The sequence below is a fragment of the Streptomyces sp. CA-106110 genome, assembly GCF_050936285.1.
Taxonomy (GTDB): domain Bacteria; phylum Actinomycetota; class Actinomycetes; order Streptomycetales; family Streptomycetaceae; genus Streptomyces.
Map to the genome: position 1 here is coordinate 442,678 of NZ_JBNJNB010000001.1, position 23,459 is coordinate 466,136.

Annotated in this window: 22 protein-coding genes and 2 pseudogenes; 4 read left to right on the forward strand and 20 right to left on the reverse strand. The window is 66.7% G+C overall.

Annotated features, from left to right (window positions below; all coding sequences use genetic code 11):
* Positions 1-50 precede the first annotated feature (50 nt).
* Positions 51-662, reverse strand: coding sequence for a DoxX family membrane protein (locus ACQEXA_RS02225; RefSeq protein ID WP_433128367.1), 612 nt, complete (start codon positions 660-662; stop codon positions 51-53).
* Positions 663-991: 329 nt separating this feature from the next.
* Between ACQEXA_RS02225 and ACQEXA_RS02230 the strand changes: the two genes are divergently transcribed.
* Together ACQEXA_RS02230 and ACQEXA_RS02235 are read left to right on the forward strand one after the other, a co-directional pair.
* Positions 992-1,234 carry a DUF5302 domain-containing protein gene (locus tag ACQEXA_RS02230; protein ID WP_432937724.1) on the forward strand — a complete coding sequence of 81 codons (243 nt, stop codon included), beginning with the start codon at positions 992-994 and terminating at the stop codon, positions 1,232-1,234.
* A 72-nt stretch (positions 1,235-1,306) separates the two neighbouring features.
* The gene (locus ACQEXA_RS02235) at positions 1,307-1,777 is read left to right on the forward strand and encodes a hypothetical protein (protein ID WP_433128369.1); all 471 of its coding nucleotides are present in this window, start codon (positions 1,307-1,309) and stop codon (positions 1,775-1,777) included.
* On the opposite strand, the gene ACQEXA_RS02240 is transcribed toward ACQEXA_RS02235, so the two are convergent.
* Positions 1,677-2,315, reverse strand: a complete 639-nt coding sequence (locus ACQEXA_RS02240) for a helix-turn-helix domain-containing protein (protein ID WP_433128371.1) — start codon at positions 2,313-2,315, stop codon at positions 1,677-1,679. The two genes, ACQEXA_RS02235 and ACQEXA_RS02240, sit on opposite strands and share 101 nt — an antisense overlap.
* A gap of 144 nt (positions 2,316-2,459) precedes the next feature.
* On the opposite strand from ACQEXA_RS02240, the gene ACQEXA_RS02245 reads away from it, so the two are divergent.
* Entirely contained in the window at positions 2,460-3,443 is a 984-nt protein-coding gene (locus ACQEXA_RS02245; RefSeq protein ID WP_433128373.1) for an alpha/beta fold hydrolase, read from the forward strand.
* On the opposite strand, the pseudogene ACQEXA_RS02250 reads toward ACQEXA_RS02245, so the two are convergent.
* From ACQEXA_RS02250 to ACQEXA_RS02335, 18 genes and pseudogenes are all read right to left on the reverse strand, one after another.
* Positions 3,440-3,761: pseudogene (locus ACQEXA_RS02250) on the reverse strand (transposase); the annotation flags it as partial. The gene ACQEXA_RS02245 and the pseudogene ACQEXA_RS02250 overlap by 4 nt on opposite strands.
* Positions 3,762-3,794: 33 nt before the next feature.
* A complete protein-coding gene (locus ACQEXA_RS02255; protein ID WP_432937713.1) occupies positions 3,795-5,189 on the reverse strand; it encodes a sensor histidine kinase in 1,395 nt (464 codons plus the stop codon).
* Complete coding sequence (locus ACQEXA_RS02260; RefSeq protein WP_432937710.1) at positions 5,186-5,857, reverse strand: response regulator transcription factor; 672 nt, start codon at positions 5,855-5,857, stop codon at positions 5,186-5,188. Before ACQEXA_RS02260 ends, ACQEXA_RS02255 begins: the two co-directional genes overlap by 4 nt.
* Positions 5,858-5,892: 35 nt before the next feature.
* Positions 5,893-6,648: a hypothetical protein gene (locus ACQEXA_RS02265; protein WP_433128375.1), complete on the reverse strand. Its 756-nt coding sequence runs from the start codon at positions 6,646-6,648 to the stop codon at positions 5,893-5,895.
* Positions 6,649-6,816: 168 nt separating this feature from the next.
* Positions 6,817-7,839, reverse strand: a complete 1,023-nt coding sequence (locus ACQEXA_RS02270; RefSeq protein ID WP_432937705.1) for a reverse transcriptase domain-containing protein — start codon at positions 7,837-7,839, stop codon at positions 6,817-6,819.
* Positions 7,840-7,846: 7 nt separating this feature from the next.
* Entirely contained in the window at positions 7,847-8,644 is a 798-nt protein-coding gene (locus ACQEXA_RS02275; RefSeq protein ID WP_433128377.1) for a hypothetical protein, read from the reverse strand.
* A gap of 28 nt (positions 8,645-8,672) precedes the next feature.
* Positions 8,673-9,893, reverse strand: a complete 1,221-nt coding sequence (locus ACQEXA_RS02280) for an RNA-guided endonuclease InsQ/TnpB family protein (RefSeq protein ID WP_433128379.1) — start codon at positions 9,891-9,893, stop codon at positions 8,673-8,675.
* A gap of 10 nt (positions 9,894-9,903) precedes the next feature.
* Positions 9,904-11,373: a recombinase family protein gene (locus ACQEXA_RS02285; RefSeq protein ID WP_433128381.1), complete on the reverse strand. Its 1,470-nt coding sequence runs from the start codon at positions 11,371-11,373 to the stop codon at positions 9,904-9,906.
* Positions 11,374-11,503: 130 nt separating this feature from the next.
* On the reverse strand, positions 11,504-11,755 hold the full coding sequence (locus ACQEXA_RS02290) for a DUF5372 family protein (RefSeq protein WP_433128383.1): 252 nt from the start codon (positions 11,753-11,755) through the stop codon (positions 11,504-11,506).
* A 34-nt stretch (positions 11,756-11,789) separates the two neighbouring features.
* On the reverse strand, positions 11,790-12,059 hold the full coding sequence (locus ACQEXA_RS02295; protein WP_433128385.1) for a hypothetical protein: 270 nt from the start codon (positions 12,057-12,059) through the stop codon (positions 11,790-11,792).
* Between the two features lie 535 nt (positions 12,060-12,594).
* Positions 12,595-13,860, reverse strand: coding sequence for a group II intron reverse transcriptase/maturase (gene ltrA, locus ACQEXA_RS02300; protein ID WP_433128387.1), 1,266 nt, complete (start codon positions 13,858-13,860; stop codon positions 12,595-12,597).
* Positions 13,861-14,408: 548 nt separating this feature from the next.
* On the reverse strand, positions 14,409-15,665 hold the full coding sequence (ltrA, locus tag ACQEXA_RS02305; RefSeq protein WP_432920871.1) for a group II intron reverse transcriptase/maturase: 1,257 nt from the start codon (positions 15,663-15,665) through the stop codon (positions 14,409-14,411).
* A 731-nt stretch (positions 15,666-16,396) separates the two neighbouring features.
* Positions 16,397-16,747: pseudogene (locus ACQEXA_RS02310) on the reverse strand (IS701 family transposase); the annotation flags it as partial.
* A 333-nt stretch (positions 16,748-17,080) separates the two neighbouring features.
* Positions 17,081-17,599 (reverse strand): transposase, encoded by a 519-nt coding sequence (locus ACQEXA_RS02315; RefSeq protein ID WP_433128388.1) that lies wholly within the window; start codon positions 17,597-17,599, stop codon positions 17,081-17,083.
* 90 nt (positions 17,600-17,689) lie between these two features.
* Complete coding sequence (locus ACQEXA_RS02320) at positions 17,690-17,980, reverse strand: group II intron maturase-specific domain-containing protein (protein WP_433128390.1); 291 nt, start codon at positions 17,978-17,980, stop codon at positions 17,690-17,692.
* Complete coding sequence (gene ltrA, locus ACQEXA_RS02325) at positions 17,944-18,951, reverse strand: group II intron reverse transcriptase/maturase (RefSeq protein WP_433128392.1); 1,008 nt, start codon at positions 18,949-18,951, stop codon at positions 17,944-17,946. The genes ACQEXA_RS02320 and ltrA (ACQEXA_RS02325) overlap by 37 nt, the downstream gene beginning before the upstream one ends.
* Positions 18,952-19,503: 552 nt before the next feature.
* On the reverse strand, positions 19,504-20,304 hold the full coding sequence (locus ACQEXA_RS02330) for a reverse transcriptase domain-containing protein (protein WP_433128394.1): 801 nt from the start codon (positions 20,302-20,304) through the stop codon (positions 19,504-19,506).
* Complete coding sequence (locus ACQEXA_RS02335; RefSeq protein WP_432931328.1) at positions 20,253-20,759, reverse strand: reverse transcriptase domain-containing protein; 507 nt, start codon at positions 20,757-20,759, stop codon at positions 20,253-20,255. Before ACQEXA_RS02335 ends, ACQEXA_RS02330 begins: the two co-directional genes overlap by 52 nt.
* Before the next feature lie 846 nt (positions 20,760-21,605).
* Between ACQEXA_RS02335 and ACQEXA_RS02340 the strand changes: the two genes are divergently transcribed.
* Positions 21,606-23,282, forward strand: coding sequence for an IS4 family transposase (locus ACQEXA_RS02340; protein ID WP_433128396.1), 1,677 nt, complete (start codon positions 21,606-21,608; stop codon positions 23,280-23,282).
* Positions 23,283-23,459 lie beyond the last annotated feature (177 nt).

The following is a 23,459-nucleotide window of genomic DNA, read 5'->3' on the forward strand; positions in this document are numbered from 1 at the left end:
TCCAGAGGAGCCGGAACCGCGATTCGTTCCACGGAACACGGCCCGCGTCGTTACCGGCCCTCGGCCCGTTCCACCGAGAGATACGGCGACGGACGGCGCCGGGTACGGGTGAGCACGGTGTCGAGGCTGAGCGGGTGCCGTTCGGCCGCGGCCAGCCCGAGCATGCCGACGGCCAGCACGAACACGCAGTAGTGGAACTGTTCGGCGACCGGTAGTGAGACGGTCATCGAGGTCCCGAAGCAGGCCAGCAGGCACGCGGCACCCAGCGCCGTGAGCCGCAGCTGGACGCCGAGCAGCAGGGCCAGGCCGAAGGTGAGTTCGCCGATGGTGGCCAGCACCGCGAGGGGCGGCGCGAGTCCACCGGGCAGGAACGAGGCCACCTGGCGGGTGTAGGTGGTGAAGTGTGCGAAGTCGCCCCAGTTCACGTTCGGCGACTCCGGCCTGCCGAAGACGCCGAACCGGTCGCCGACCGAGAGCAGGAAGTCGGCGGCCATCAGGATCCGGACCGGGACACCCGTCCAGGGGTACCGGCCCGCCAGCGCGGCGAATCCGCCGAGCACCACCAGCACCGAGACCCCGAACAGGTCGGCCCCGTGGGTCAGGAACCAGATCGACTGCACGCAGAGCGCCGCCCACAGGGCGGTGCGGACAAGGAGCTTCACAGCGAGCCTCCAGAGGTGACGGCACGTACATGGAGATGGAGAGACCTGCCCGAGCGGACGTTCCCTGTGAGGTCGGCCACAGCGTCGACGGCCACCGCTGTAGGTGCCAAGAATCACGTCCGCGCTGGTTACGCTGCATGTTGGTACGCGTGCAGGATTCCGCCGACGCGGTCGCGTCGGTGGACGTCGCGGTGGGTGAGCTGGTCGAGTTCGGTGATCGGTTCGGGCACAGGACGTAGCGGCGCGACGTTTGAGAGAAACCGCAGCGCCCCGCCCAGTGCCCGGCATGACAAGCTGGGCTTCCCACTGCCCGAACCCAGGAGGTCACCATGACTGCACAGTCACCATCGCAGGAAGGTTCGGAGCCTACTGACGACGAAAGCCCTGCCCTGGCACCCGGCGATGACAGCCAACTTGAACTGAAGGACAAGTTTCGCCAGGCCCTGGCGCGTAAGCGCGGCATGCAGGCAAACGCCGCGGCGCTCGCTGCGAACACCGATGCGTCGAAGGCCCGCGGCGCGCACGGCCCGGCTGGTGGCCGGCGCTCGTTCCGGCGTAAGAGCGGCGGCTGAGCTCAAACCGGCCGCCGGACGGGGACACCGCCCGGCGGCCATGCCACTGACGGTCGCGTGGGGTTCTGCCGGGTGCCGGAGGCGACCAACACCAGCTTCCGCCGACCACAGCGCGGTGCTCTACGTCCTTCCGTCACGGCCGCGGATCGCGCCCATCTGCCGGACGCGATCCGTGGCCACTTACTGACGACGAACACCACCGGGCCGGCGGCACTCGTGGCCGTCTACTACACCGCCCGCAACGCCGACACCGCCCGACGCATCTATGACGTCGGCCAACGCACCCGCGCCCTTGCCCAGCAGGGCCATGCCGCTGACCGCTACACCAAGGCCATCGAGCAGCCCGGATCTGCCGAACTCGCCGCCCGCCTGGGCGGCATCTACGCACTGGAGCGCATCGCCCGCGACTCGGCCCGCGACCACTCCACCGTCGTGGAAGTCCTCACCGCCTTCGTCCGCGCAGCTCCTCCCCCACGAGGTTGTCGCAGTCGGCTGTTGGATGGACCCGCAGTCGTAGGCGTTCGCCCTGCGGCCCGAACATGATCAGGTATTCGACCGGCCCGCCAGGGCTGGCGTCGGCGACTCCGTGAGGGGTGCGGGTGTCGAACTCGGCGACTTCCCCGGCGGTGAGGACGAGGTCGTGGTCGCCGAGCGCCAGCCACAGCCGTCCGGACAGCACGCACAGCCATTCGTACCCTTCGTGGGACACCTGCCGTGGGCGTAGCGGCTGCTTGCCGGTTGCGGGCAGGACGTGCTTGTGGGCGTGCAGGCCCCCGACGTACCGGGTCAGCGGCAACACAGCCTTGTCCTCCGGACGCTGGGGCGAGGGGCTGGGCGGCTTCCCCGCCGTGGCGGATACGGTGCCGGCCAGCTTGTCCAGCGAGACGCCGTACTGCTTCGCCAGGAGCAGCAGCAGTTCCAGGTTCGGCTTGCGTCGACCGTTCTCGATCCGGGACAGCGTGCTGAGGGAGATGCCGGTCGCGCGGCTCACGTCGGTGAGCGAGGCTCCGCGCCGCTCACGCGCGGCCCGCAGCCGTGGCCCCATGGCGGCCAGCGCACGAGCAATATCGTCGTCCGTCATCGGCCTCACCCTCTCCAGGCAGTCCATGTACGCAGCCTGCTGGCCTGCTAGTTTGCCAAACTGGCAATGCTGGTCGCATCTGCCAGGCACCGCGACGCATGATCGATGCGTAACTGCGGCCACCTGGGAGTCCGAGGAGAAGCCATGCATCAGTCCACGCCATCGGCAGAGCTGCGCCACCGCACCATCGACGCATCCGCCGGGCGGCTGCACGTGGTCGAACAGGGCATCGGGCCGCTGGTCCTGCTCGTCCACGGCTTCCCCGAGTCCTGGTACTCCTGGCGCCACCAGCTCCCGGCACTCGCGGCGGCGGGATATCGGGCGGTCGCACTCGACGTGCGCGGCTACGGCCGCTCCTCCAAGCCGTCCTCGCCGCAGGAGTACCGGATGCGGGCCCTCGTGGATGACAACGTCGCCTTGGTGCACGCCCTGGGTGAGGAGACGGCGGTGATCATCGGGCACGACTGGGGCTCGAACATCGCGGCAATCTCCGCCCTGCTCCACCCCGAGGTCTTTCGCGCGGTGGGCCTGCTGAGCGTTCCCTATGCCCCGCCCGGCGGCCCTCGCCCCAGCGATATCTTCGCGCAGATGGGCGGGGACCAGGAGTTCTACGTCTCGTACTTCCAGGAGCCGGGCCGGGCCGAGGCCGAGATCGAGCCCGACGTCCGGGGCTGGCTCGCGGGCTTCTACGCGGCCCTGTCCGCCGACACCATGCCGGCGCAAGGGGACCCTGACCCGCACTTCGTCAGCAGCGGCGGAACACTGCGCGACCGGTTCCCCAAGGACCGGTCGCCCTCCTGGCTCACCGAAACCGATCTCGACTTCTACGCCGAAGAGTTCGAACGCACTGGCATGATCGGAGCACTCAACCGCTACCGGAACATGGACCGCGACTGGGAAGACCTCGCCGACGTCAACGGCTTGCCGATCAAGCAGCCGTCCCTGTTCATCGGCGGAAGCCTGGACGCCTCCACAATCTGGATGGCCGACGCGATCAACGCCTATCCGGAGACACTTCCCGGACTGGTCTCCTCCCACCTGCTGGACGGATGCGGCCACTGGCTCCAGCAGGAACGCCCCGACGAGATCAACCGACTGCTGACCATCTGGCTTGAAGCGGTGTCTTAATCGGCGCTTCTGCGGTAGCAGATGAGGGCGCCGGCGATGCCGACGTAGGCGAGGACGTGTGCGGCCTTGCGCTCGTAGCGACGGTGCAGGCGGCGGCGCCCGTTCAGCCAGGACATCGTGCGCTCGGTCACCCAGCGGTGCCGGCCCAGGCGGCCGCAGTGCTCCTTGCCGCGTTGGGCGACGCGGCACGATCTGCCGGCGTCGTAGCCGGCTGCGCTGGTGGTCGAAGTCGTAGCCTTTGTCTGCGTGCAGCTTGGCCGGGTGGCGGCGCCTTGGGCCGTAGCGGGAGCCGATCGGCGGGATTGCAGCCAGCGGCGGGCGGTGCCGCTGCGTCCGCCCCGACCAGACGTCTCACGCCGTCGGCTCGTCCAGTTGCTCTGCCGCCAGGCTCACCGGTGGCAGCCACAGCCGCAGCCGTACGCCCTGCGGCAGCGGTTCGGCGGCCACGCCGCCGCCGTGCGTCTCGGCGATCTGCCGGACGATCGCAAGTCCGAGCCCGGAACCCGGCAGGGATCGCGCGGCCGGTGAACGGTAGAAGCGGTCGAAGACGAAGGGCAGGTCGGCCGCCGGGATTCCGGGCCCCTGGTCGCACACCGACACCGTGCCGTCCGCTGTCGTGGATACGGTGATCTGCCCGTTTTCGGGACTCCACTTCACCGCGTTGTCCACAAGGTTGCCGATCGCCCGCTCCACCGCGTCCGGGTCGGCGTGCACCATGCACGGCGCCAGTTCCGCGGCGAACCGTAGCCGCGGCGAACGCGCCGCCGCCCGATCCAGCGCCCGCTGGGCCAGCAGGTCGAGCCGGGTGTCCTCGGTGTGCGTCCGCACACCGCCGTAACGCCCCAGATCCACCAGGTCGTTGACGAGAGAGGTCAGCTCTGCGGCCTGCGCGCGGGCCTCGCCGAGCAGCGCGGGGGCCTGCGGATCGGCCAGGCCCGGGCCCTCGCCGAGCAGTTCCAGGTTGGTGGTCAAGCTGGTCAGCGGCGTGCGCAGTTCGTGCGAGGCGTCCGCGACGAGCCGCCGCTGCGCGCCCACCGACTCCTCCAGCGCCGCCATCATCGCTGCGAACGACCGGGTGAGGCGGGCTATTTCGTCCCGGCCGTCGGTGTGCAGACGGGCCGTCAGATCCTGTGTCGCCGTGACGTGTTCGACGGTATCGGTCAGCCGCCGCACCGGCCGTAGCACCCGCCCGGCCGCCAACCGCCCCGCCACCGCGGCCAGTAGACAGCCGCCCGCGGTGATCCCGACCAGCAGCACAGCAAGCTGCCGCAGGGTGCTGTGCACGACCGCAGTTGGTACGTAGGTGCGCACCAGGCCACCGCGGCTGTCCGCCAACTGCGTGGTGTAGACGCGGTAGTGCTTGTCATCCCAGTCGGCGTCGTGGAAGTACGCGGGGTGGGCGCCCTCAGCGACCTGGATGTCCACGTCGCTGACGTCGACGAACCCGTCCGTCGGGCCCTTGGCGACCGGCAGCAGGACGAACTGCAGCGTCGTGGAGCCGACAGAGACCGGCTTCGTCGGGATGACGACCTCGTCCGGTCCCTCGCCGTCCTGCTCCGCCAGCGCGCTTTTCTGCTTGAACTCCTTTACCACCTGCGGCGCTTGGTCCGCTGCCGACACCAACTCGGCGTCGCGGCGCTCGTTCAGGTTGACGCTCAGCGCCGGATACAGCACCACCGAGGCCAGCACCAGCGCAGCGAGCACCGCCGCGGCGCCCGCGGACGCCAGCCTGTTGCGCAGGCTCACGGCTCCTCCCGCAACACGTACCCGAGCCCCCGCACGGTCTGGACGAGCCGCGGCTCACCGCCCGCCTCCAGCTTGGCCCGCAAGTAACTCACATACACCCAAAGGGCGTTGGACGACGGCCCGAAGTCGTAGCCCCAGACCGAGTCGAAGATCAGCGTACGGCTCAGCACCCGGCGTGGATTGCGCAGGAAGAGCTCAAGCAGCGCGTACTCCGTTCTGGTCAGGTCCAGGACGCGGCCGCCGCGGGACGCCCGGCAGGCGGAGGTGTCCACCTCCAGGTCGGCGAAGCGCAGCACCTCCTGGTCGGCGCCGCTGCGCCGCAGCAGGGCACGGATCCTGGCACGCAACTCCTCCAGAGCGAAGGGTTTTGCCAGGTAGTCGTCCGCACCCGCGTCGAGGCCCGCGACCCGGTCGGCGACCAGGTCGCGGGCGGTGAGCATCAGGATGGGGGTGCGGTCCCCCCGGGCCCGCACCCGGCGGCACACCTCAAGGCCGTTCGGTTCCGGCATGAGGATGTCCAGCACCACCGCGTCCTGCCGCCCGGCGGCCAGCGACTCCAGCGCGGCGGTACCGTCCGCCGCGACGGTGACCTCGTACCCGTCCCGGGTCAGGGCGTGCGCCAGCGAACGGCGCACCGCGTCATCGTCGTCAACCACCAGCACTCGCATGGCGCAAGGGTGCCTTACCGCGTGTCAGCGCGACGTCAGTTCGACTCAAGCGCGAGCGCCACGGCCGGCTTGCCGTCCCCGGGCTTCCCGTCACCCGGCTTGCCCGGTGCGGGCTCACCCGGCTTGCCGGGAACCGGCTTGCACTCGCCGGGCTTGCCCTTGCCGTGCTTGCCGGACCTGCCGTCCTTGCCCGGCGCCGGCTTGTCCTCGCCCGGCTTGGCCGTCACCTTCTTGAGCTGGATGATCGCGTCCGTGAGCTGCTGCGGGCTCACCCCGAGCTTGGCGGCGATCGCCGCGTACGCCGGGGTGGTCTCGTCGATGTGCCCCTTCGGGCCGGTGGCGAGCTTCTGCAGGGCGTCCAGCGCGGCCTGGGCCTTCGCCGTCGACACGCCGAGGATCTTGGCGAAGTCAGCGGCGCTGAAGGCAGAGGCGCCGGCCCTGTCCCCCTTGCTGCCCGGGTCACCCGGCTTCGTACCGCCCGGCGCCTCCTTGAAGAGCTTCTGCAGCAGCGCCCGCGCCTTGGCCACGGGCATGCCCGTCTCCTTGGCGAAGGTCGCCACGATCTGGTCGGTGAGCTTGCCGCCGTTCGCGCCGAGCGCGATCTTGACGTTCCTGAGGGCGTTCTCCAGCTTGCTGTCCGGCTTGTCCGGCGAGCACTGGACGACGGTCTTGCCGTGGCCCGTGCTGCCGGCCCCCTTGCCGTCGGACGTGCCGGCCACTGCGGCCGAGCCCGCTCCCACGGCGAGAACGAGAGCTGTCGCGGCGGCCAGCGCTGCGGTTGTGGGGCGCATCGTGCGCCTCCTTTCTGGTAGCTGCTGCCACCACACCAGCCGCCGCTTCAGGCCACCCGAGCCGGACCTTAGGACTTCCCTAAAACGAGCCTGATCCGCTTGGTAGTCGGGTCGCCCGGGGGAATCTCACCCCCGGGCTCCCACGGAACCGTACGTGACAGTCTCCCGTCATACGGCTCTTGTCGTCCTGGTCCTCGACCCCGCCGGGGTCACCCAGGTCCAGTGAGCGAAGTACTTTGGACGCCGCGTGTGGCCCTCGGCCAGCCGCCGCAGGGCCTGTTTCATCCCGGTCCGGTACTTCTTCTGGATCCACCGCAACAGGTAGGCGTTGATGCGGTCGAGCAGCGGGTACAGCGCCGAGCGGTAGAAGCGCCCGTAGTAGTTCATCCATCCCCGGACCACCGGATTGACCATCCGGGCCAGATCGGCTGACTCCTCCGCGGTGCGACGGTGCAGTCGCCAGGACCGTACCGTCCTACTCAGCTTCTTCAGGGCTTGCTTACTGATCGCGGGTAGGAACGCGGTGAACATCACCCCGTGCTTGTCCTTGGCTCCTCGCGGCCGGAACGTGAACCCCAGGAACGTGAACTCGCAGACCGGAAACCGGCCCCGTCGGTTGTCGTCCTTGCAGTACACGATCCGGGTCTTGTCCGGATGCAACTCCAGACCGACCTCGGCCATCCTGGTCCGCAGCGCGGCCAGAACCCGTTCTGCCTCTGCCAACGTTCGGCAGTGGACCACCCCGTCGTCGGCGAAGCGCTCGAACGGGCAGCCCGGGTACTCCCGGACCATCCACGCGTCGAACGCATAATGTAGAAACAGGTTCGCCAAGACGGGCGACACCGCAGAACCCTGCGGCGTGCCCGCTACCCGTTCAGTCGTGGACCCATCGGGCAGTCGCAGCCCAGCGGCCAGCCACCGCTTGACATACAGCACCACCCAACCGGCGTCGGTGTGCGCCTCGACCGCAGCTACGACCTTGTCCCACCGGACGGTGTCGAAGAACTTCCGGATGTCGAACTCGACCACCCAGTCGAACCGCCAGCACCGCTCCCGGCAGACCCTGACCGCATCCAGCGCCGACTTGCCCGGCCGATACCCGAAGGAATCCGGGTGGAACACCCGCTCCACCCGCTCCGCCAGGTGCCCGGCCACCACCGTCTGCGCGACCCTGTCAGCGACGGTCGGCACGGCGGCTTCATACTGCCCCTCCTGCTGTGATGGTTCGGGTTTTCAGGGTGAGGTGCCCGGATTTGGCGATGCGCCGCAGGCAGGCGGCCTCGGTCTCTTCGTCCCAGGGGACGCACCAGCGGCCGCTGGGGGTCTTGCGAGCGGCCAACTGTCCGTGGGTGATCCAGTAGTAGACCGTGTCGGCCGCGATGCCCAGGCTGTGGGCCACCTCCTTGACCGAGATCTCCCCGTCCCGGAACGGGACCGTGAATGGGGAGGGGATCTTGTGGACGTGGCGGACCCAGCGCACTGCGGCCTCGTCGAACGGGCGGCCAGAGCCAGTGGTGATGCCGGCCGCCGCTAGTTCGGTGACGATCTCGGCGTCGCGAAGCTGCGGACCGAGCCGGCTGATCAGCGCGAGCGCCGCCGACGGGGTCCGCCGAGCCTCCGGCGCGGGCTTGGGCCGCTCGAGAGCGACCTCCTCGCTCGCCCCGGTGTGCCAACGCAAGCCGACACGGGCTCGCCATCGGTCGGTCTGCGGCAGTAGCGTCACGTCCGACACGAGCGTCCTGAGCAGGCGTTTCCTGTCCTTGTCCCGGGTGTCGGCCGCGTGCCAGAGGCGGGGCAGATCGGTGGCCAGAGCCAGCAGGCCGTCCCGGTCGGGCAGCGACGGGCGGGACTCCCGCGCCGCCGTGAGAGCCGCCTCGGCCTCGGCCAGGGCAGTGAGCGTGGCCTCCCACCGGCTCTCCAGCGTCTGGGCGACGAGCCGGTTGCCGGGATCGACCGCTTTGAAGGCTCCCCTCCCTGAAGGGAGGGGATTCTCCACCCTCCAGGGTTGAGCGGGGATTCACGGCTCAGGCCGCCTCTTGGTCCAGCGGACCAGGAGGTCTTACGCCCTCGACACCGTCCGGGTTCCAACCTGCCCGGACCAGCATCACGCGGGCGGAGTTCTTGTCCCTGGGGGACACGGCTCCGCACACGGTGCAGGCATACGTTCTCATCGAGAGAGGGAGTGCGTGCTTGGTTCTCGCCCCGCACGTTGCGCAGTCCATCGTGGTGTGCGCCGGGTGCACGAGACGGACGTCCCGTGCGTGCTTGCGGCCCATCTCGATCAGGGCACGCTTCGTCGCCGCGATGGCCGCGTCGGCCGCCTTGCGGGCCATGGTGGTCTTCGCGAGGAACTTCGGGCGGAAGTCCTCCACCGCCACTCCGTCATGATCGCGCATGACGGCCTTGGCCCACTTGCGGCCGGTGTCCTCCCGCTGCCGCGCGACCTTCTTGTGCAGCTTCGCTGCCTGTGCCTGCGCCTTCCGGTAGCCGGTGGATGCACGCTGTCCTTTCGGTCGCCGGCGCCGGGCCATCATCCGCTGGTACTTCGCGAGCCGCTGAGCGGACCGCTTGCCGTGCTCGGCATGCGGGAGATCGTAGGCGCCATCCGTGGTGGTGGCGGTCTCCTTCACACCCCAGTCCACCCCGAGCACCCGCCCCGTGGGAGCGAGCGGTTCGCTCTGCGCGGGGGCGACGAAGGACACATACCAGTGCCCGAGCGTGTCCTGGTACACGCGCACACTCGACGGGTCGGCCGGAAGAGCCCGCGACCACACCACGCTCAGCACGATCTGGCCCGCAAGGTGCAGACGGCCCTCCTTGAGGCGGAAACCGCGCCGGGTGTAGTTCAGCGACGGTCGGCTGTCACGCTTGCGCTTGAAGCGGGGCATCCCCGCCCGGCGGTGCTGCGCAAGCCCGTCCTTGATGTCCTTCAACGCCTTCGCCCTCGACCTGGCGAAGTCCCGAATCGCCTGCTGCTGCGGCACCGAGGCACCCTCGGCCAGCCACGGCATCACCCCGCGGGCCTCGGTCAGCATCCTGTCCAACTGCGCCGGACCACACGTCAACTTCTCGCCGCCCGCTCTGCTCTGCGCGTGGGCCTGCCGGGACTTGGCCACGCATTCGTTCCAGATCCAGCGGCAGCGATCCCACTCGGCTTCGAGTGCGCGCCGGGCTGTCTTCGACAGGCGTACACGGAAGGTGTACCGGGCATGCCCGGTGTCCTTCGTGGTCGCTTCTGTCGTCATGCATCCGAACCTACCTGGGAGGACTGACAGTTGAGAGTTCTTGACCGTTGTGGGCGGCATCACGGCCGTGCGGGGTGGACGCCGGATCGCCCTGACGGCGATCCGGCTGTCCCTGCCCTGCTCCGCAGGAGTCCGATTCCTCCCCGGCCTGAAGGCCGGGGCATCCTCGGAGAAAGCCGGTGAACGCCCGCTCGGCACGGTCCGCCTCATAGCGGGCGCGTTCCACCGCCAGCTCGGCCGCCCGGTGCGAGCGGGTGTGGCGGGTGGTGACCTCGTCCGCTGCCGCGAGGGCGACGGTGATCTGGCCCGGGGTGAGTTGGGCCAGCAGGCGTGCGGCCACAGCGTCATCGACGACGTCCGCCCTGATGGACCGGCAGGTCGGTGTGCCCTGGTGGTCGGCCTTCGACCCGGAGCACTCGTAGGCCGCCTGCCCGCTGCGGTGATAGCGGGTGGTCATCGGGCGCCCGCACGAGCCGCAGCCGATGATCCCCTGACACAGGGCCAGGCCCTCCCGAGCCGGACGCGCACCGTCATGAGTGCAGTTGGCCTTCAGCCTCGCCTCGATGTCCAGGAAGTCCTGCCAGGTGATGTAGCCCTCGTGGTGGTCATGCAGCACCACCGGCCACTGGTCCCTCGGCAGCAGCCGCACCCCCGTGCGCACAGTGCCATCCGGCTCCACCGTGCGCCGGGTGGAGAACCGGCCGTAGACGTAGGTGCCCGCGTAGCACGGGTTGCTCAGCACCCCCAGCACCCTGGCGTGGGTGAGCTTGCCCCAGCGCAACTGACCTGCCCACACGCCTCCATAGGCCCGCAGCGGGAAGCGCCGGCCGACGAATGCGGCCACCACCGCGTAGGCCGAGCCGCCCTCTGCGAACGCGGCGAAGACGTCCCGGATCGCCGTCTGCACCTCCACGTCCGGATCGAGCACGCATTCGCCCTCGTCGTCGTAGACGTAGCCGACCGGCAGCGGGAAGTGCAGCTCGCCTCGCTCGGCGGCGGCCCGCTTCGCCCCCTGCAACCGAGACGCCAGGATGTGCAGCTCGGCCTCGCTCATACTGCCCTTGAGCCCCAGCAGCAGCCGGTCGTTGATGTCCGCGAGGTCGTAGATGCCGTCGCCGTCCACCAGCAGCGCCTCTGTCAGCCGAGCCAGTTCCAGCAGCCGGGCGAAATCCGCCGACGAGCGAGCCAGACGGGACACCTCCAGCCCGAAGATCGCCCCGACCTCGCCCAGGCAGACCTTCGCCACCAGCTCGCGGAAGCCCTCGCGCTCGGCCCCGAACTTCCCCGACACGCCCAGGTCCGCGTCGATCACCACGACGTCCTCGCGGTCCCAGCCCAGCCGCACCGCCTCGTCGGCCAGCGCGTACTGCCTCGCCGTGGACTCGGTATTGTCCCTCACCTGCACATACGTCGACTGCCGCAGGTAGACCACCGCCTGCCGGGACCGATGCGACGCGGTGATCTTCGACTGCCCGTTCACGGCCGCCTCCCAGCACGGACTCGACCATGTTGGCCAGCACCATCACCGTCTCGCCAAACACCCCGATCCGCGGCACGGCTCCTCGCTCCCGCCCACGCCAGGGCATCCACGCGACACACCTCACATGCCATCAGGATCCGCCCCCGTCCCGGTCCGCACCACGGCTTATCAGGGCATTCACCAGCGCACGCGCAGCACACAGGCCCTCGATGGCGAGTGGGTGCTCCTCGGCCGCAACCCCCCGGTCGGTCCACGCCTGCGACAGCGTCACGCTCCGGCTCGCACCGCTCACGCAGACGAAGACCAGCGCACCGCTCCGGCGCTTGACGTACAAAATCTCCAACTCGCAGCCGAACAACGGGTGGAACGGGTGGGTAACCACCAACGAACCCAACGACTGCCTGGACGATGCGGCCCTATGCGAGGACCGTCGGCACCCCCAAAACCCTGATGCCACCCCCGCCCTTGGGGATCGGCACCGCTTTGACATCCGGCGGGAAGTACGTGCCGGAGGACATCCGATTCCAGACCTTGTACAAATTGTTCTTCAGGTCCTTCTCGAACATCTCGATCGACACCCCATCCACGCCGGATGAGCCCTTGTTCCCTCTCACCTTCACCCAGGCGTCCCACACCTCCTGCTTGGAGATGTCGAACGGCTTGGCCGACGCTTTCAACTCGTCCATCCCGCTCCTCCCGGAGAACTTCCGGTTGACCGAACAAACCAGTCACGAACGACCCGGCCCCTTCGCTCCACCTCGATTACCGAGGCTTCCCCACTACTACGAGCCGGTCCGCCAGCGCGCCGCGCAACGGTACTCAGCACCCGGCCGGAGCGCTTCCGCACCAGGCTCTCCCTGTCGCCCCGGCTGCTGAGCCAGGGCAGTATCGCGCCGCGCCTTCCCACGTTCCGCACGGAAGCCGCAGACCGGGCTCGCGCCGCCTTCATGCCGGACACCGCCTGGCCAATACACGGTCACCCGCCAGGCTCATCCCGGGGTCCTGAAGACACCCCGGTTTCGATGTCATCTACTACTTACGACACGTCATCAGCGGTTCACTCGCGTTCGCCTTCCCGGTCCCCACCTGACGCCTGATCAGCGCCTTTTCCCCGGACGCTCACCACGACGGTCTGCCGAGTAGCCGAGGGGAATCTCACCCCTCGGCTCTCACAGAATCCGTGCGTAACAGTCTCCCGTTACACGGCTCTTGCCACTCTGATCACCAGGCCACGGACGCCACTGTGGTCCATCTCCAGTGCGCGAACATGCGGGGGTACCTGTCGGCGATCTCCCACATCTTCTGGAGCGCTTTCCGCAACGCCGCGAGCCTCTTGTACTTCTGACGGATCCACCGCACCAAGTAGGCATTGATGCGCATCAAGAGGGGATTCAGTGCCGACCGGTAGAACCGACCGAAATACTGCATCCAGCCCCGCACGGCCGGATTGATCCGTCGTGCAAGCTCGACGAAGGAGAGATCGGACCGAGTGTGGAGCCGCCAACTGCGGACTTCCGCACTGATCCTCTTCAGAGCTTCCTTACTGATCGCCGGCTCGAACGACGTGGACCGCCGTCCGTGCCTGTTCCGGCTCTCGCGTGCGCGAAACGTATACCCGAGAAAAGTGAACTCCGTCTGCCCGAAAGGCCGTCGGCGCTTACCGTCCCGGCAGTACACGATCTTGGTCTTGTCGGGGTGCAAGCGGAGCCCGACCTCCTCCATCCTGTCCGTCAGCGACGCCAGCACTTCGCGGGCCTGACGCTCCGACACGCAGTGCACGACTGCGTCGTCGGCATAGCGCTCGAACGTGATACCCGGCCATTTACGGGCGAGCCACAAGTCGAACGCGTAGTGGAGAAACAGGTTCGCCAGCACGGGCGAAACCGCTGACCCCTGGGGAGTCCCACGATTCCGCTCTTGCAAGGTGCCATCGGGCAGTTGAAGCGGAGCTTGGAGCCACCGCTTCACATACAGCACTACCCAACGGGCATCGGTGTGCGCTTCCACGGCTTTGACGATGAGGTCCCACCGGACGCTGTCGAAGAACTTCTGGACATCGAGATCGATCACCCAGTCCCTCTTCCAGCAGCGTTGACGGCAGCGTTCCACCGCCTCCAAGGCCGATCGTCCGGGCCGGTAGCCGTAGGAGTCTTCATGGAATACGGGTTCGACCCGGTCCATCAGATGCCTGGCCACCACCGTCTGGGCGATTCTGTCGGCCACCGTGGGCACGCCCAAGATCCTGACGCCGCCTTCGGGAGACGACTTGGGAATCTCCACCGCACGCACCGGCGGCGGGAAGTACGTCCCTGACGACATCCTGTTCCAGATCTTATAAAGGTTGCCCTTCAGATCCTTCTCGAAGTCCTCAATGGAGCGACTGTCCACGCCGGGCGCGCCTCTGTTCGCTTTCACCACTTCGTACGCCCCCCAGACTTCCCGTTTCGAGATGTCAAACGGCTTGCCTGATGAATTCAACGCGTCCATATAGGTCCTCCCGGGAAGCCCGGTTGTCTAGATAAACAACGTCACGAATGGCCCGGTCCCTTCGCTCCACTCTCATTACAAGAGCTTCTTCACTACTACGAACCGGTCCGCCAGCGTGCCCCGCGTCGGTACTCGATCCCTTGTGGTGTCCGCCACTTGGGACACTCCCTCTCACCCGCCCGAGGACAGGGCAGTATCGAGGCGCGCCTTCTCCTGTTCCATGCGAGAGCGGCAGACCGGGCTCACGTCGTCTACATGCCGGACACCACCTGGCCAGTAAGCGGATTCCCGCCAGGCTCTTCCCGGAGTTGGCTAAAGACCCCGGTTTTGATGCCATCTGTCTGCTTAACGACACTTCAGCAACGATTCGCTTGCGCTCGTCTTCCCGATCCCCACCTGACGCCTCTTGAGCGCCTTTTCCTCATCGCTCACCACGACAGTCTTCGGCTAACGCGGCATGAGGTCGAGTAGCCGGGGGGAATTTCACCCCCCGGCCCTCACAGATCCCGGCGTGACAGTCTCCCGTCACCGGGCTCTTGTCATCCTGATCACCAGAACGTGGGAACCCATGCCCAATGGGCGAAGAGCCTGGGGTACTGACGGGTGATACGCCGCCAGCACGCATGGGCCTTCTTGAAGGTCCGCAGCCGCTTGAACTTCTTGCGGATCCAGCGCATCAAGTAGGCGTTGATGCGCTCCAGGAGGGGAAGCAGCGCCGTCCGGTAGAACGCACCGAAGTACTGCATCCAGCCCCGAACGATCGGATTGATCGCCCGTGCGAGCTCGGCGAAGGTCCGGCCGATCTGTCGGTGAAGCCGCCATTGCCGCACTTCACCACTGATCTTCTTCGAGGATTCCTTGCTGATCGCCGGCAGGAACGAGGTGAACCTCTCCCCATTCCTGTCGATGGCCTTGCGAGCCCGGAAAGTGAACCCCAGGAAGGTGAACTCCGTCTGCCCGTACGGACGTCGGCGCTTATTACCATCCCGGCAGTACACGATCTTGGTCTTGTCGGGATGCAGCCGCAACCCAACTTCCCTCATCCTGTTCGCGATTGCCTCCCGTAGTTTCCGGGCCTGACCCTCGCTGACACAGTGCACAACACCGTCGTCTGCGTACCGTTCGAACGGTACGCCCGGATACTCCCGGGCCATCCACATGTCGAACGCATAATGCATGAACAGGTTAGCCAAAACAGGCGAAATCGCAGAACCCTGCGGGGTTCCGCGATCGCGCTGCTGCAAGGTCCCGTCAGGCAGTTGCAACGGCGCCTCAAGCCACCGCCGCACATACAGAACTACCCAGGGGAGATCCGTGTGGGCCCGAACCGCTTTGACGACAAGGTCCCAGGGCACGCTGTCAAAGAATTTCTGGATGTCCAGATCGATCACCCAGTCATACTTCCAACAGCGTTTCCGGCACGCCGCGACCGCATCCAACGCGGACCGCCCAGGACGGTAGCCGTAGGAGTCCTGATGGAAGATCGGTTCGACCTTCTCTTCAAGACGCCGGGCTACTACCGTTTGAGCGATTCGGTCAGCCACGGTGGGCACACCGAGCAAACGAACCCCACCACCATGCGACTTCGGGATCTCCACACCCTTCACCGGAGGCGGAAAGTAACTCCCCGAAGACAGACGATTCCAGATTCGATAGAGATTACCCTTCAGATCCTTCTCGAAGTCCTCGATGGAGCGCCCGTCCACCCCTGCCGCACCCTTGTTCGCCTTGACCTTCTCGTACGCCTCCTGAACCTCCCACTTCGAGATCTCAAACGGCTTGTCCGATGATTTCAACTGGTCCACCCAGCTCCTCCCGGAGAACTTCCGGTTGACCGAACGAACAATCAGTCACGGATGACCCGGCCCCTTCGCTCCCCCTTCATTACAAAGGGTTCCTCACTACTACGAGCCGGTCCGCCAGCACACCCCGCGTCGGTACTCAAACCCTCACGGTTCTTCCGCTTGGGCCGCTCCCTCTCGCCACCCGCATGACTCAAGCGGCACTATCAGGGCATGCCTTCTCACGTTCCATGCGAGAGCCGCAGATCAGGCTCACGTCGCCTCCGTGCCGGACACCGCCTGGCCAGTAGACGGGACTCCCGCCAGACTTATCCCGGAGCAACCACAAATCTCCGGTTCTGATGTCACCTGTTTTCTAACGACACTTCAGCAGCGATTCACTTGCGTTCGTCTTCCTGATCCCCACCTGACGGCTCTACCGCCGCCTTTTCCACATCGCTCACCACGACGGTCGTCAACCAACGCAGCATGTGGCGGTTTGGCACCATCCCCCGCAGGACGGAACCGAGGGGCCAAGTCCCTCATCTCTCGCACAGCACCGCATCGCGAAGCTCTCCTACCTGAACTCCCCTCTGCGTTCGTGACACACGCGGTTTGACGCCTCCCACCGCAGGGCGACGCCGAAGGGCCACAAACCTTCATCTTCCGCACAGCACCGCATCAAGCAGGGTCTCTACCTCCATCAACCTCACTCTCAGCGTTCGTGGCACACCTCCAGCCGTAGATCGTGATCTTCATGTCTGATGCACGGCTTGCCGGCGGTAATGGCTGGCCCAGGCTCGGGCCTGATGGCGGCGTCTCCAGTGGGACCAACCGAGCCGATGGGCCGCATCGCGGATGGGCCGGCTGGCGAACGCAGTGAACAGGCGCCGGATCTCGTTGCAGGTGAGCGAGATCAGACCGTCCGGGGCGGGGTGGCGGGCGCGTCCGTCGGCGCGGACGACGGCGAGGAAGGCGTGCGCCGGCATAGCCAGGGTGCCCCAGCGGGACCACGAGGTGAAGCGGCGGACTTGGTGTTCCTCGAGGCTGGCCAAGCCCTTTGCGCAACCGCACCACCGGTGAACTCGCCTACCACCGCTGCTTCTCGCCCGCCCCGGGATCAGTAGCCGGTGGCTGCCAGGCCGCCTCCCGCAGCGATGGCCCTGGCACGATGCGTGGACACAGCGGTGCGACACCGTCCACCGCCCGTCTGAAGGGGCCTGACGTCCCCGACCGCCCCGCCCGCCGGGCCCGACTGAAGCTGAAATCGTGCAAAAGCTGAGCAGACCAGTGGATACCACCTGCCCGCACCCAGCCGACAGCCCAGAACCCGCCCCGCAAACGCTCGGAGATCACTTCGAAACCACGTCGGTGGATCGAGGCTAAGAGCCATCACGTAATGCGGTCCGGGGCCTGCTGCCCCGCCAGGGGTGCTTCGTTTACGGGATGTCGATCTTGAGGTTGTGGAGTGCGGCGACGCCAGCGACGGCGTGGTTGACCGCCTCGCCGCGGCGCCTGCGTTGGCGGAGGATCTGGTGGTCTTTGAGCCGGGCGATGGTGTGTTCTGCGACGGCGCAGCGTTTGCGGAACCGGCGGTAGGTGCGGTCTTTGATGAGGCGACCGTCGAGGCCTCGGCGTGGCGTGCGGATGCGGTCGCGGCCTCGGTAGCCGCCGTCGCCGGAGGGGCGGGGATGGTCAGGGAGTGTTTTCTGGAGGGTTTCGCGGAAAACGACGTTGTCGTTGCGGTTGCCGGGCCAGGCGTCTTTGACGGCGACGACTCTCCGGTGGCGGGCCCGGCAGAGGATCTGCGCGTTGACGCTGTGCCGGTAGTTCTTGCTCTTCGCTGCGCGCTGCTGGTCGTGGACGGGGATCAGCGTTGCGTCGACAATCCACAGCTCCCGCCGGTCAGTCGGTGGGGGTCCGAGGAGCTCGGCGAGTGGTTCGGCGAGCCGAGTCATGACCGCCGAGTAGCCGAGGGGATTCTCACCCCTCGGCCCTCACAGATCCGTACGTGACGATCTCTCGTCATACGGCTCTTGTCGCTCTGGTCACCAGACGCGGGGAGCATGGGTGGTCCAGGCCCAGTGGGCGAAGAACCGAGGTCGTCGTGAGACGGCCTGGTTCCACGCCATTTGGGCTTTCTTCCTGCCCCGCAGCCGTTTGAACTTCTTGCGCATCCACCGCATCACGTAGGCATTGACGCGTTCCAGGAGGGGATACAGGGCCGACTGGTAGAAGGCCCCGTAGTACGCCATCCATCCCCGAATGATCGGGTTGATGAACCGTGCGAGGTCTGCTTCGGTCAGGCTGGTGCGGTGGTGCAGCCGCCAGGACCGCACCTCGGAACTGATACGGCGCAGGGCCTCCCCGCTGACGGCGGGGAGGAACGACCGGAACATCCGGCCGTCCTTGCGCACCGCGGAGCGTGTGCGGAAGGTGAACCCAGGAAGGTGAACTCGGTCTGCTCGTACGAGGCACGCCGGTTGGCATCCTGGCAGTACACGATCCGGGTTTTCTCCGGGTGCAGTTCAAGCCCCACCTCGGTCATCCGCTTCTCGATCGCCTTGAGCACGAAGCGTGCCTGGCGTTCGCTGACGCAGTGGACCACCGCGTCGTCCACGTAGCGTTCGAACCCGATGGCGGGGAAGTTCCGCGCCATCCAGGAATCGAAGGCGTAGTGGAGGAAGAGGTTGGCGAGGACAGGCGAAACCGAAGAGCCCTGGGGCGTCCCCCGGTCCCGCTCGCGCCGTGTCCCGTCGGGCAGTTGCAGCGGTGCGGCCAGCCAGCGCCGCACGTACAACAGGACCCAGGACTGGGACGGATCAGTGTGGGCAGCGACCGCCTTGAGGACCAGATCCCACGGAACGCTGTCGAAGAACGCGCGGATGTCCAGGTCGATGACCCAGTCCGCCTTCCAGCAGCGCTCCCGGCACCGGCCCACAGCGTCGATCGCCGACCGCCCGGGACGATAGCCGTATGAGTCCGGGTGGAAGACCGGTTCGGCCTTCGCCTCCAGCACCCCGGCAACCACCGTCTGAGCGATACGATCCCCTATCGTGGGCACGCCCAGAATCCGGACGCCCCCTTTCTTCGGGATCTCCACCGCACGCACCGGGGGTGGGAAATAGGTGCCGGAGGAGAGACGGTTCCAGATCCGGTACAGATTGTTCTTCAGATCCTTCTCGAACTCTTCCATCGACACCGCATCCACACCCGCAGCGCCCTTGTTCGACCTGACTTTCACGTACGCCTCCCAGACGGACTGCTTCGAAATATCAAATGGCTTGCCTGATGCTTTCAACTCGTTCACGCGACTCCTCCCGGGAAACACCCGGTTGATCGAATAAACATAGTCACGAACGACCCGGCCCCTTCGCTCCGCCCCCATTACAGGGGCTTCATCACTACTACGAGCCGGTCCGCCGGCGTGCCTGGCATCGGTACTCAGTCCCTCACGGCTTCGGACCGTCCAGGACGCTCCCTTTCTCCCCGCTCACCAGCGGAGACGTATCCAGGCCCGCCTTCTCCTGTTCCGCACGAAGGCCGCAGACCGGGCTCGCGCCGCCTGCATGCCGGACACCGCCTGGCCAATAAACGGGCACCCGCCAGACTCCTCCCGGGACTGCCTTGACACCCCGGTTCTGATGTCAACTCTACTTTTCGACACGTCAGCAGCGATTCACTTGCGTTCGCCTTCCCGATCCCCACCTGACACCGTTTTCCGGCGCCTTTTCCTCATCGTTCACCACGGCAGTCTTCAGCTAGCGCAGCATGAGGTCGAGTAGCCGGGGGGAATTTCACCCCCCGGCCCTCACAGATCCCGGCGTGACAGTCTCCCGTCACCGGGCTCTTGTCATCCTGATCACCAGAACGTGGGAACCCATGCCCAATGGGCGAAGAGCCTGGGGTACTGACGGGTGATACGCCGCCAGCACGCATGGGCCTTCTTGAAGGTCCGCAGCCGCTTGAACTTCTTGCGGATCCAGCGCATCAAGTAGGCGTTGATGCGCTCCAGGAGGGGAAGCAGCGCCGTCCGGTAGAACGCACCGAAGTACTGCATCCAGCCCCGAACGATCGGATTGATCGCCCGTGCGAGCTCGGCGAAGGTCCGGCCGATCTGTCGGTGAAGCCGCCATTGCCGCACTTCACCACTGATCTTCTTCGAGGATTCCTTGCTGATCGCCGGCAGGAACGAGGTGAACCTCTCCCCATTCCTGTCGATGGCCTTGCGAGCCCGGAAAGTGAACCCCAGGAAGGTGAACTCCGTCTGCCCGTACGGACGTCGGCGCTTATTACCATCCCGGCAGTACACGATCTTGGTCTTGTCGGGATGCAGCCGCAACCCAACTTCCCGCATCCTGTTCGCGATTGCCTCCCGTAGTTTCCGGGCCTGACCCTCGCTGACACAGTGCACAACACCGTCGTCTGCGTACCGTTCGAACGGTACGCCCGGATACTCCCGGGCCATCCACATGTCGAACGCATAATGCATGAACAGGTTAGCCAAAACAGGCGAAATCGCAGAACCCTGCGGGGTTCCGCGATCGCGCTGCTGCAAGGTCCCGTCAGGCAGTTGCAACGGCGCCTCAAGCCACCGCCGCACATACAGAACTACCCAGGGAGATCCGTGTGGGCCCGAACCGCTTTGACGACAAGGTCCCATGGCACGCTGTCAAAGAATTTCTGGATGTCCAGATCGATCACCCAGTCATACTTCCAACAGCGTTTCCGGCACGCCGCGACCGCATCCAACGCGGACCGCCCAGGACGGTAGCCGTAGGAGTCCTGATGGAAGATCGGTTCGACCTTCTCTTCAAGACGCCGGGCTACTACCGTTTGAGCGATTCGGTCAGCCACGGTGGGCACACCGAGCAAACGAACCCCACCACCATGCGACTTCGGGATCTCCACACCCTTCACCGGAGGCGGAAAGTAACTCCCCGAAGACAGACGATTCCAGATTCGATAGAGATTACCCTTCAGATCCTTCTCGAAGTCCTCGATGGAGCGCCCGTCCACCCCTGCCGCACCCTTGTTCGCCTTGACCTTCTCGTACGCCTCCTGAACCTCCCACTTCGAGATCTCAAACGGCTTGTCCGATGATTTCAACTGGTCCACCCAGCTCCTCCCGGAGAACTTCCGGTTGACCGAACGAACAATCAGTCACGGATGACCCGGCCCCTTCGCTCCCCCTTCATTACAAAGGGTTCCTCACTACTACGAGCCGGTCCGCCAGCACACCCCGCGTCGGTACTCAAACCCTCACGGTTCTTCCGCTTGGGCCGCTCCCTCTCGCCACCCGCATGACTCAAGCGGCACTATCAGGGCATGCCTTCTCACGTTCCATGCGAGAGCCGCAGATCAGGCTCACGTCGCCTCCGTGCCGGACACCGCCTGGCCAGTAGACGGGACTCCCGCCAGACTTATCCCGGAGCAACCACAAATCTCCGGTTCTGATGTCACCTGTTTTCTAACGACACTTCAGCAGCGATTCACTTGCGTTCGTCTTCCTGATCCCCACCTGACGGCTCTACCGCCGCCTTTTCCACATCGCTCACCACGACGGTCGTCAACCAACGCAGCATGTGGCGGTTTGGCACCATCCCCCGCAGGACGGAACCGAGGGGCCAAGTCCCTCATCTCTCGCACAGCACCGCATCGCGAAGCTCTCCTACCTGAACTCCCCTCTGCGTTCGTGACACACGTGGTTTAAATCCTCCCCCCGCAGGGCAAATTTGAAGGGCCAAACCTTCATCCTTCGTACAGCATCGCTACAAGAAGAGTTCCTACATGCTTCTTCCTTTCGCGTTCAGGACACAACAAGGCCGGGAAGTTAAGGCTGGCCGGGGCACTGTCCAGGCGGGGGCTGATGTGTGCTGACCTGGGGCTACATGCGGAACGGGACCGCTGGTAGATCTTGGGACGTCCTCGCAAGACAGTCCGAGATCCAGAGCAGAGGTCCCGTTGCCCGGCCAGTGTGCCACCATCACCCTCACTCGTTCCAGCACGGTCGCCGCTGGGGTCTACGCCCCGGGCCATCTGGGCGAGTTGACACAGGTCATCCCCTTCGAGCTGGTCGACGCCGTGCTGGAGGAGACCGGACGGACCCAGCAGCGGCTGCGCGCGCTGCCCTCGCGCGTCGGCGTGTACTACATGCTCGCCCTGGCCCTGTTCCCCGACCACGGCTACCAGGGCGTCTGGCGTCAACTCACCGCCGCCCTTGGCAACCTGCCGCTCCCGCAGGTGTCGACCACCGCGCTGCGGCACCTGCGCCGCCGCCTCACCCCCGCCCCGCTCAAGCTCCTGTTCGAGACCCTGGCCGGACCGCTGGCCCAGCCCACCACACCCGGCGTCCGCTACCGGCACCTTCGCACCGTCGCCTTCGACGGCTGCTCCTCGATCAAGACCCCGGACAGCGAGCGGGCCCGGGGCTGGCTCGGCAAGATCCGTTATCGGCTCGCCTGGGCCGGCTACCCCACCCTCATGCTGATGGCGCTGGTGGAGACCGGCACTCGCGGCCTGCTCGGCGCCTGCCTCGGCCCCAGCAGCGCCGGCGAGACCAGCTACGCCAAGCGCCTGCTGCCGCTGCTGGGCCGTGACCACCTGCTGCTGATCGACCGGGGCTTCGACAGCAACACCTTCCTGGCCGAGGCCGCCGCCACCGGCGCCCAGTTCCTGGCCCGCTGCAAGTCCACCCGCCGACCGCCCCTGCTCCGGGCCCTGTCCGACGGCTCCTACCTTTCCCGATTCGGGGAGCTGACGGTGCGCGTCATCGAGGCCGACATCGTCTGCGTCCTGGCGGACGGCACCCACGTCGGCGGGCGCTACCGCCTGGCCACCACCCTGCTGGACCCCGTAGCCGACCCCGCCGAGCGTCTGACCAGGATCTATGCCGAAAGGTGGGAGATCGAATCGGCGTTCTTCGCCCTGCGCTCCACGCTCATGGCAGGCCGGGTCCTGCGCTCGGGCGACCGGTTCGGCATCGAGCAGGAACTGTGGGCCGCCCTCGCCCTCTACCAGGCGCTTCGTACCGTCATGGTCGACGCCGTGGAGTCCCGCCCCGGTATCGACCCCGACCGCGCCGGCTTCATCACCGCCCTGCAGGCCGCGCGGACCCAGGTCATCCTCGCGGCCGGGATCGCCCCCGAGCACCCCCAGCCGGTCGGCACGATCGGCGCCGCGGTCCTGGACAACCTGCTGCCCGCCCGCCGCCTGCGCATCAGCGCCCGCAAGGTCAAGTCACCGATCTCGCGCTACCACGCCTTCAAGGGCCAGGCCCGCCCCCAGGCCGGCACCCCGGTGACCGCCATCGAGATCACCATCCACGACCGCACCAGTACCCCGCTCGCGCCGCCCAGCACCGTCCCACCATCGACCGAGGAGAACAACGGGCATGAAATCATGGAGAGTTCACCTACCGACGGCACCTCCGAAGAACACGATTCGGCGGACCCGGGCGGCCGGATGACACTCGCCCTCGCCGTGCTTGCCAGCCGCCCCGGCGAGCCCTGGCACGCCCGCGATGTCGCCCGCATCCTCGGCGTCACGAACATCAACAGCTTCCGCGTCCAGATGTCCCAGTGGGCTCACCGCGGCGTGATCCACAAGACCGGACCCGCCACCTACACCCTCGCCTGCTGACCGCGACGGGCCTCGACGCCAACCACAAGACCCTTAACTTCCCGGCCTTGAGTCATGACCCGGTGGCCGGCGTGTGGGAGACGCCGGAGAGGGAGCCGAGTTGCTGCATGGTGAGGTTGGTCCGGTAGGCCGGAACAGCGAGGAGGGTCCGGTCGGCGAACGGCGGTGACCAGGGCC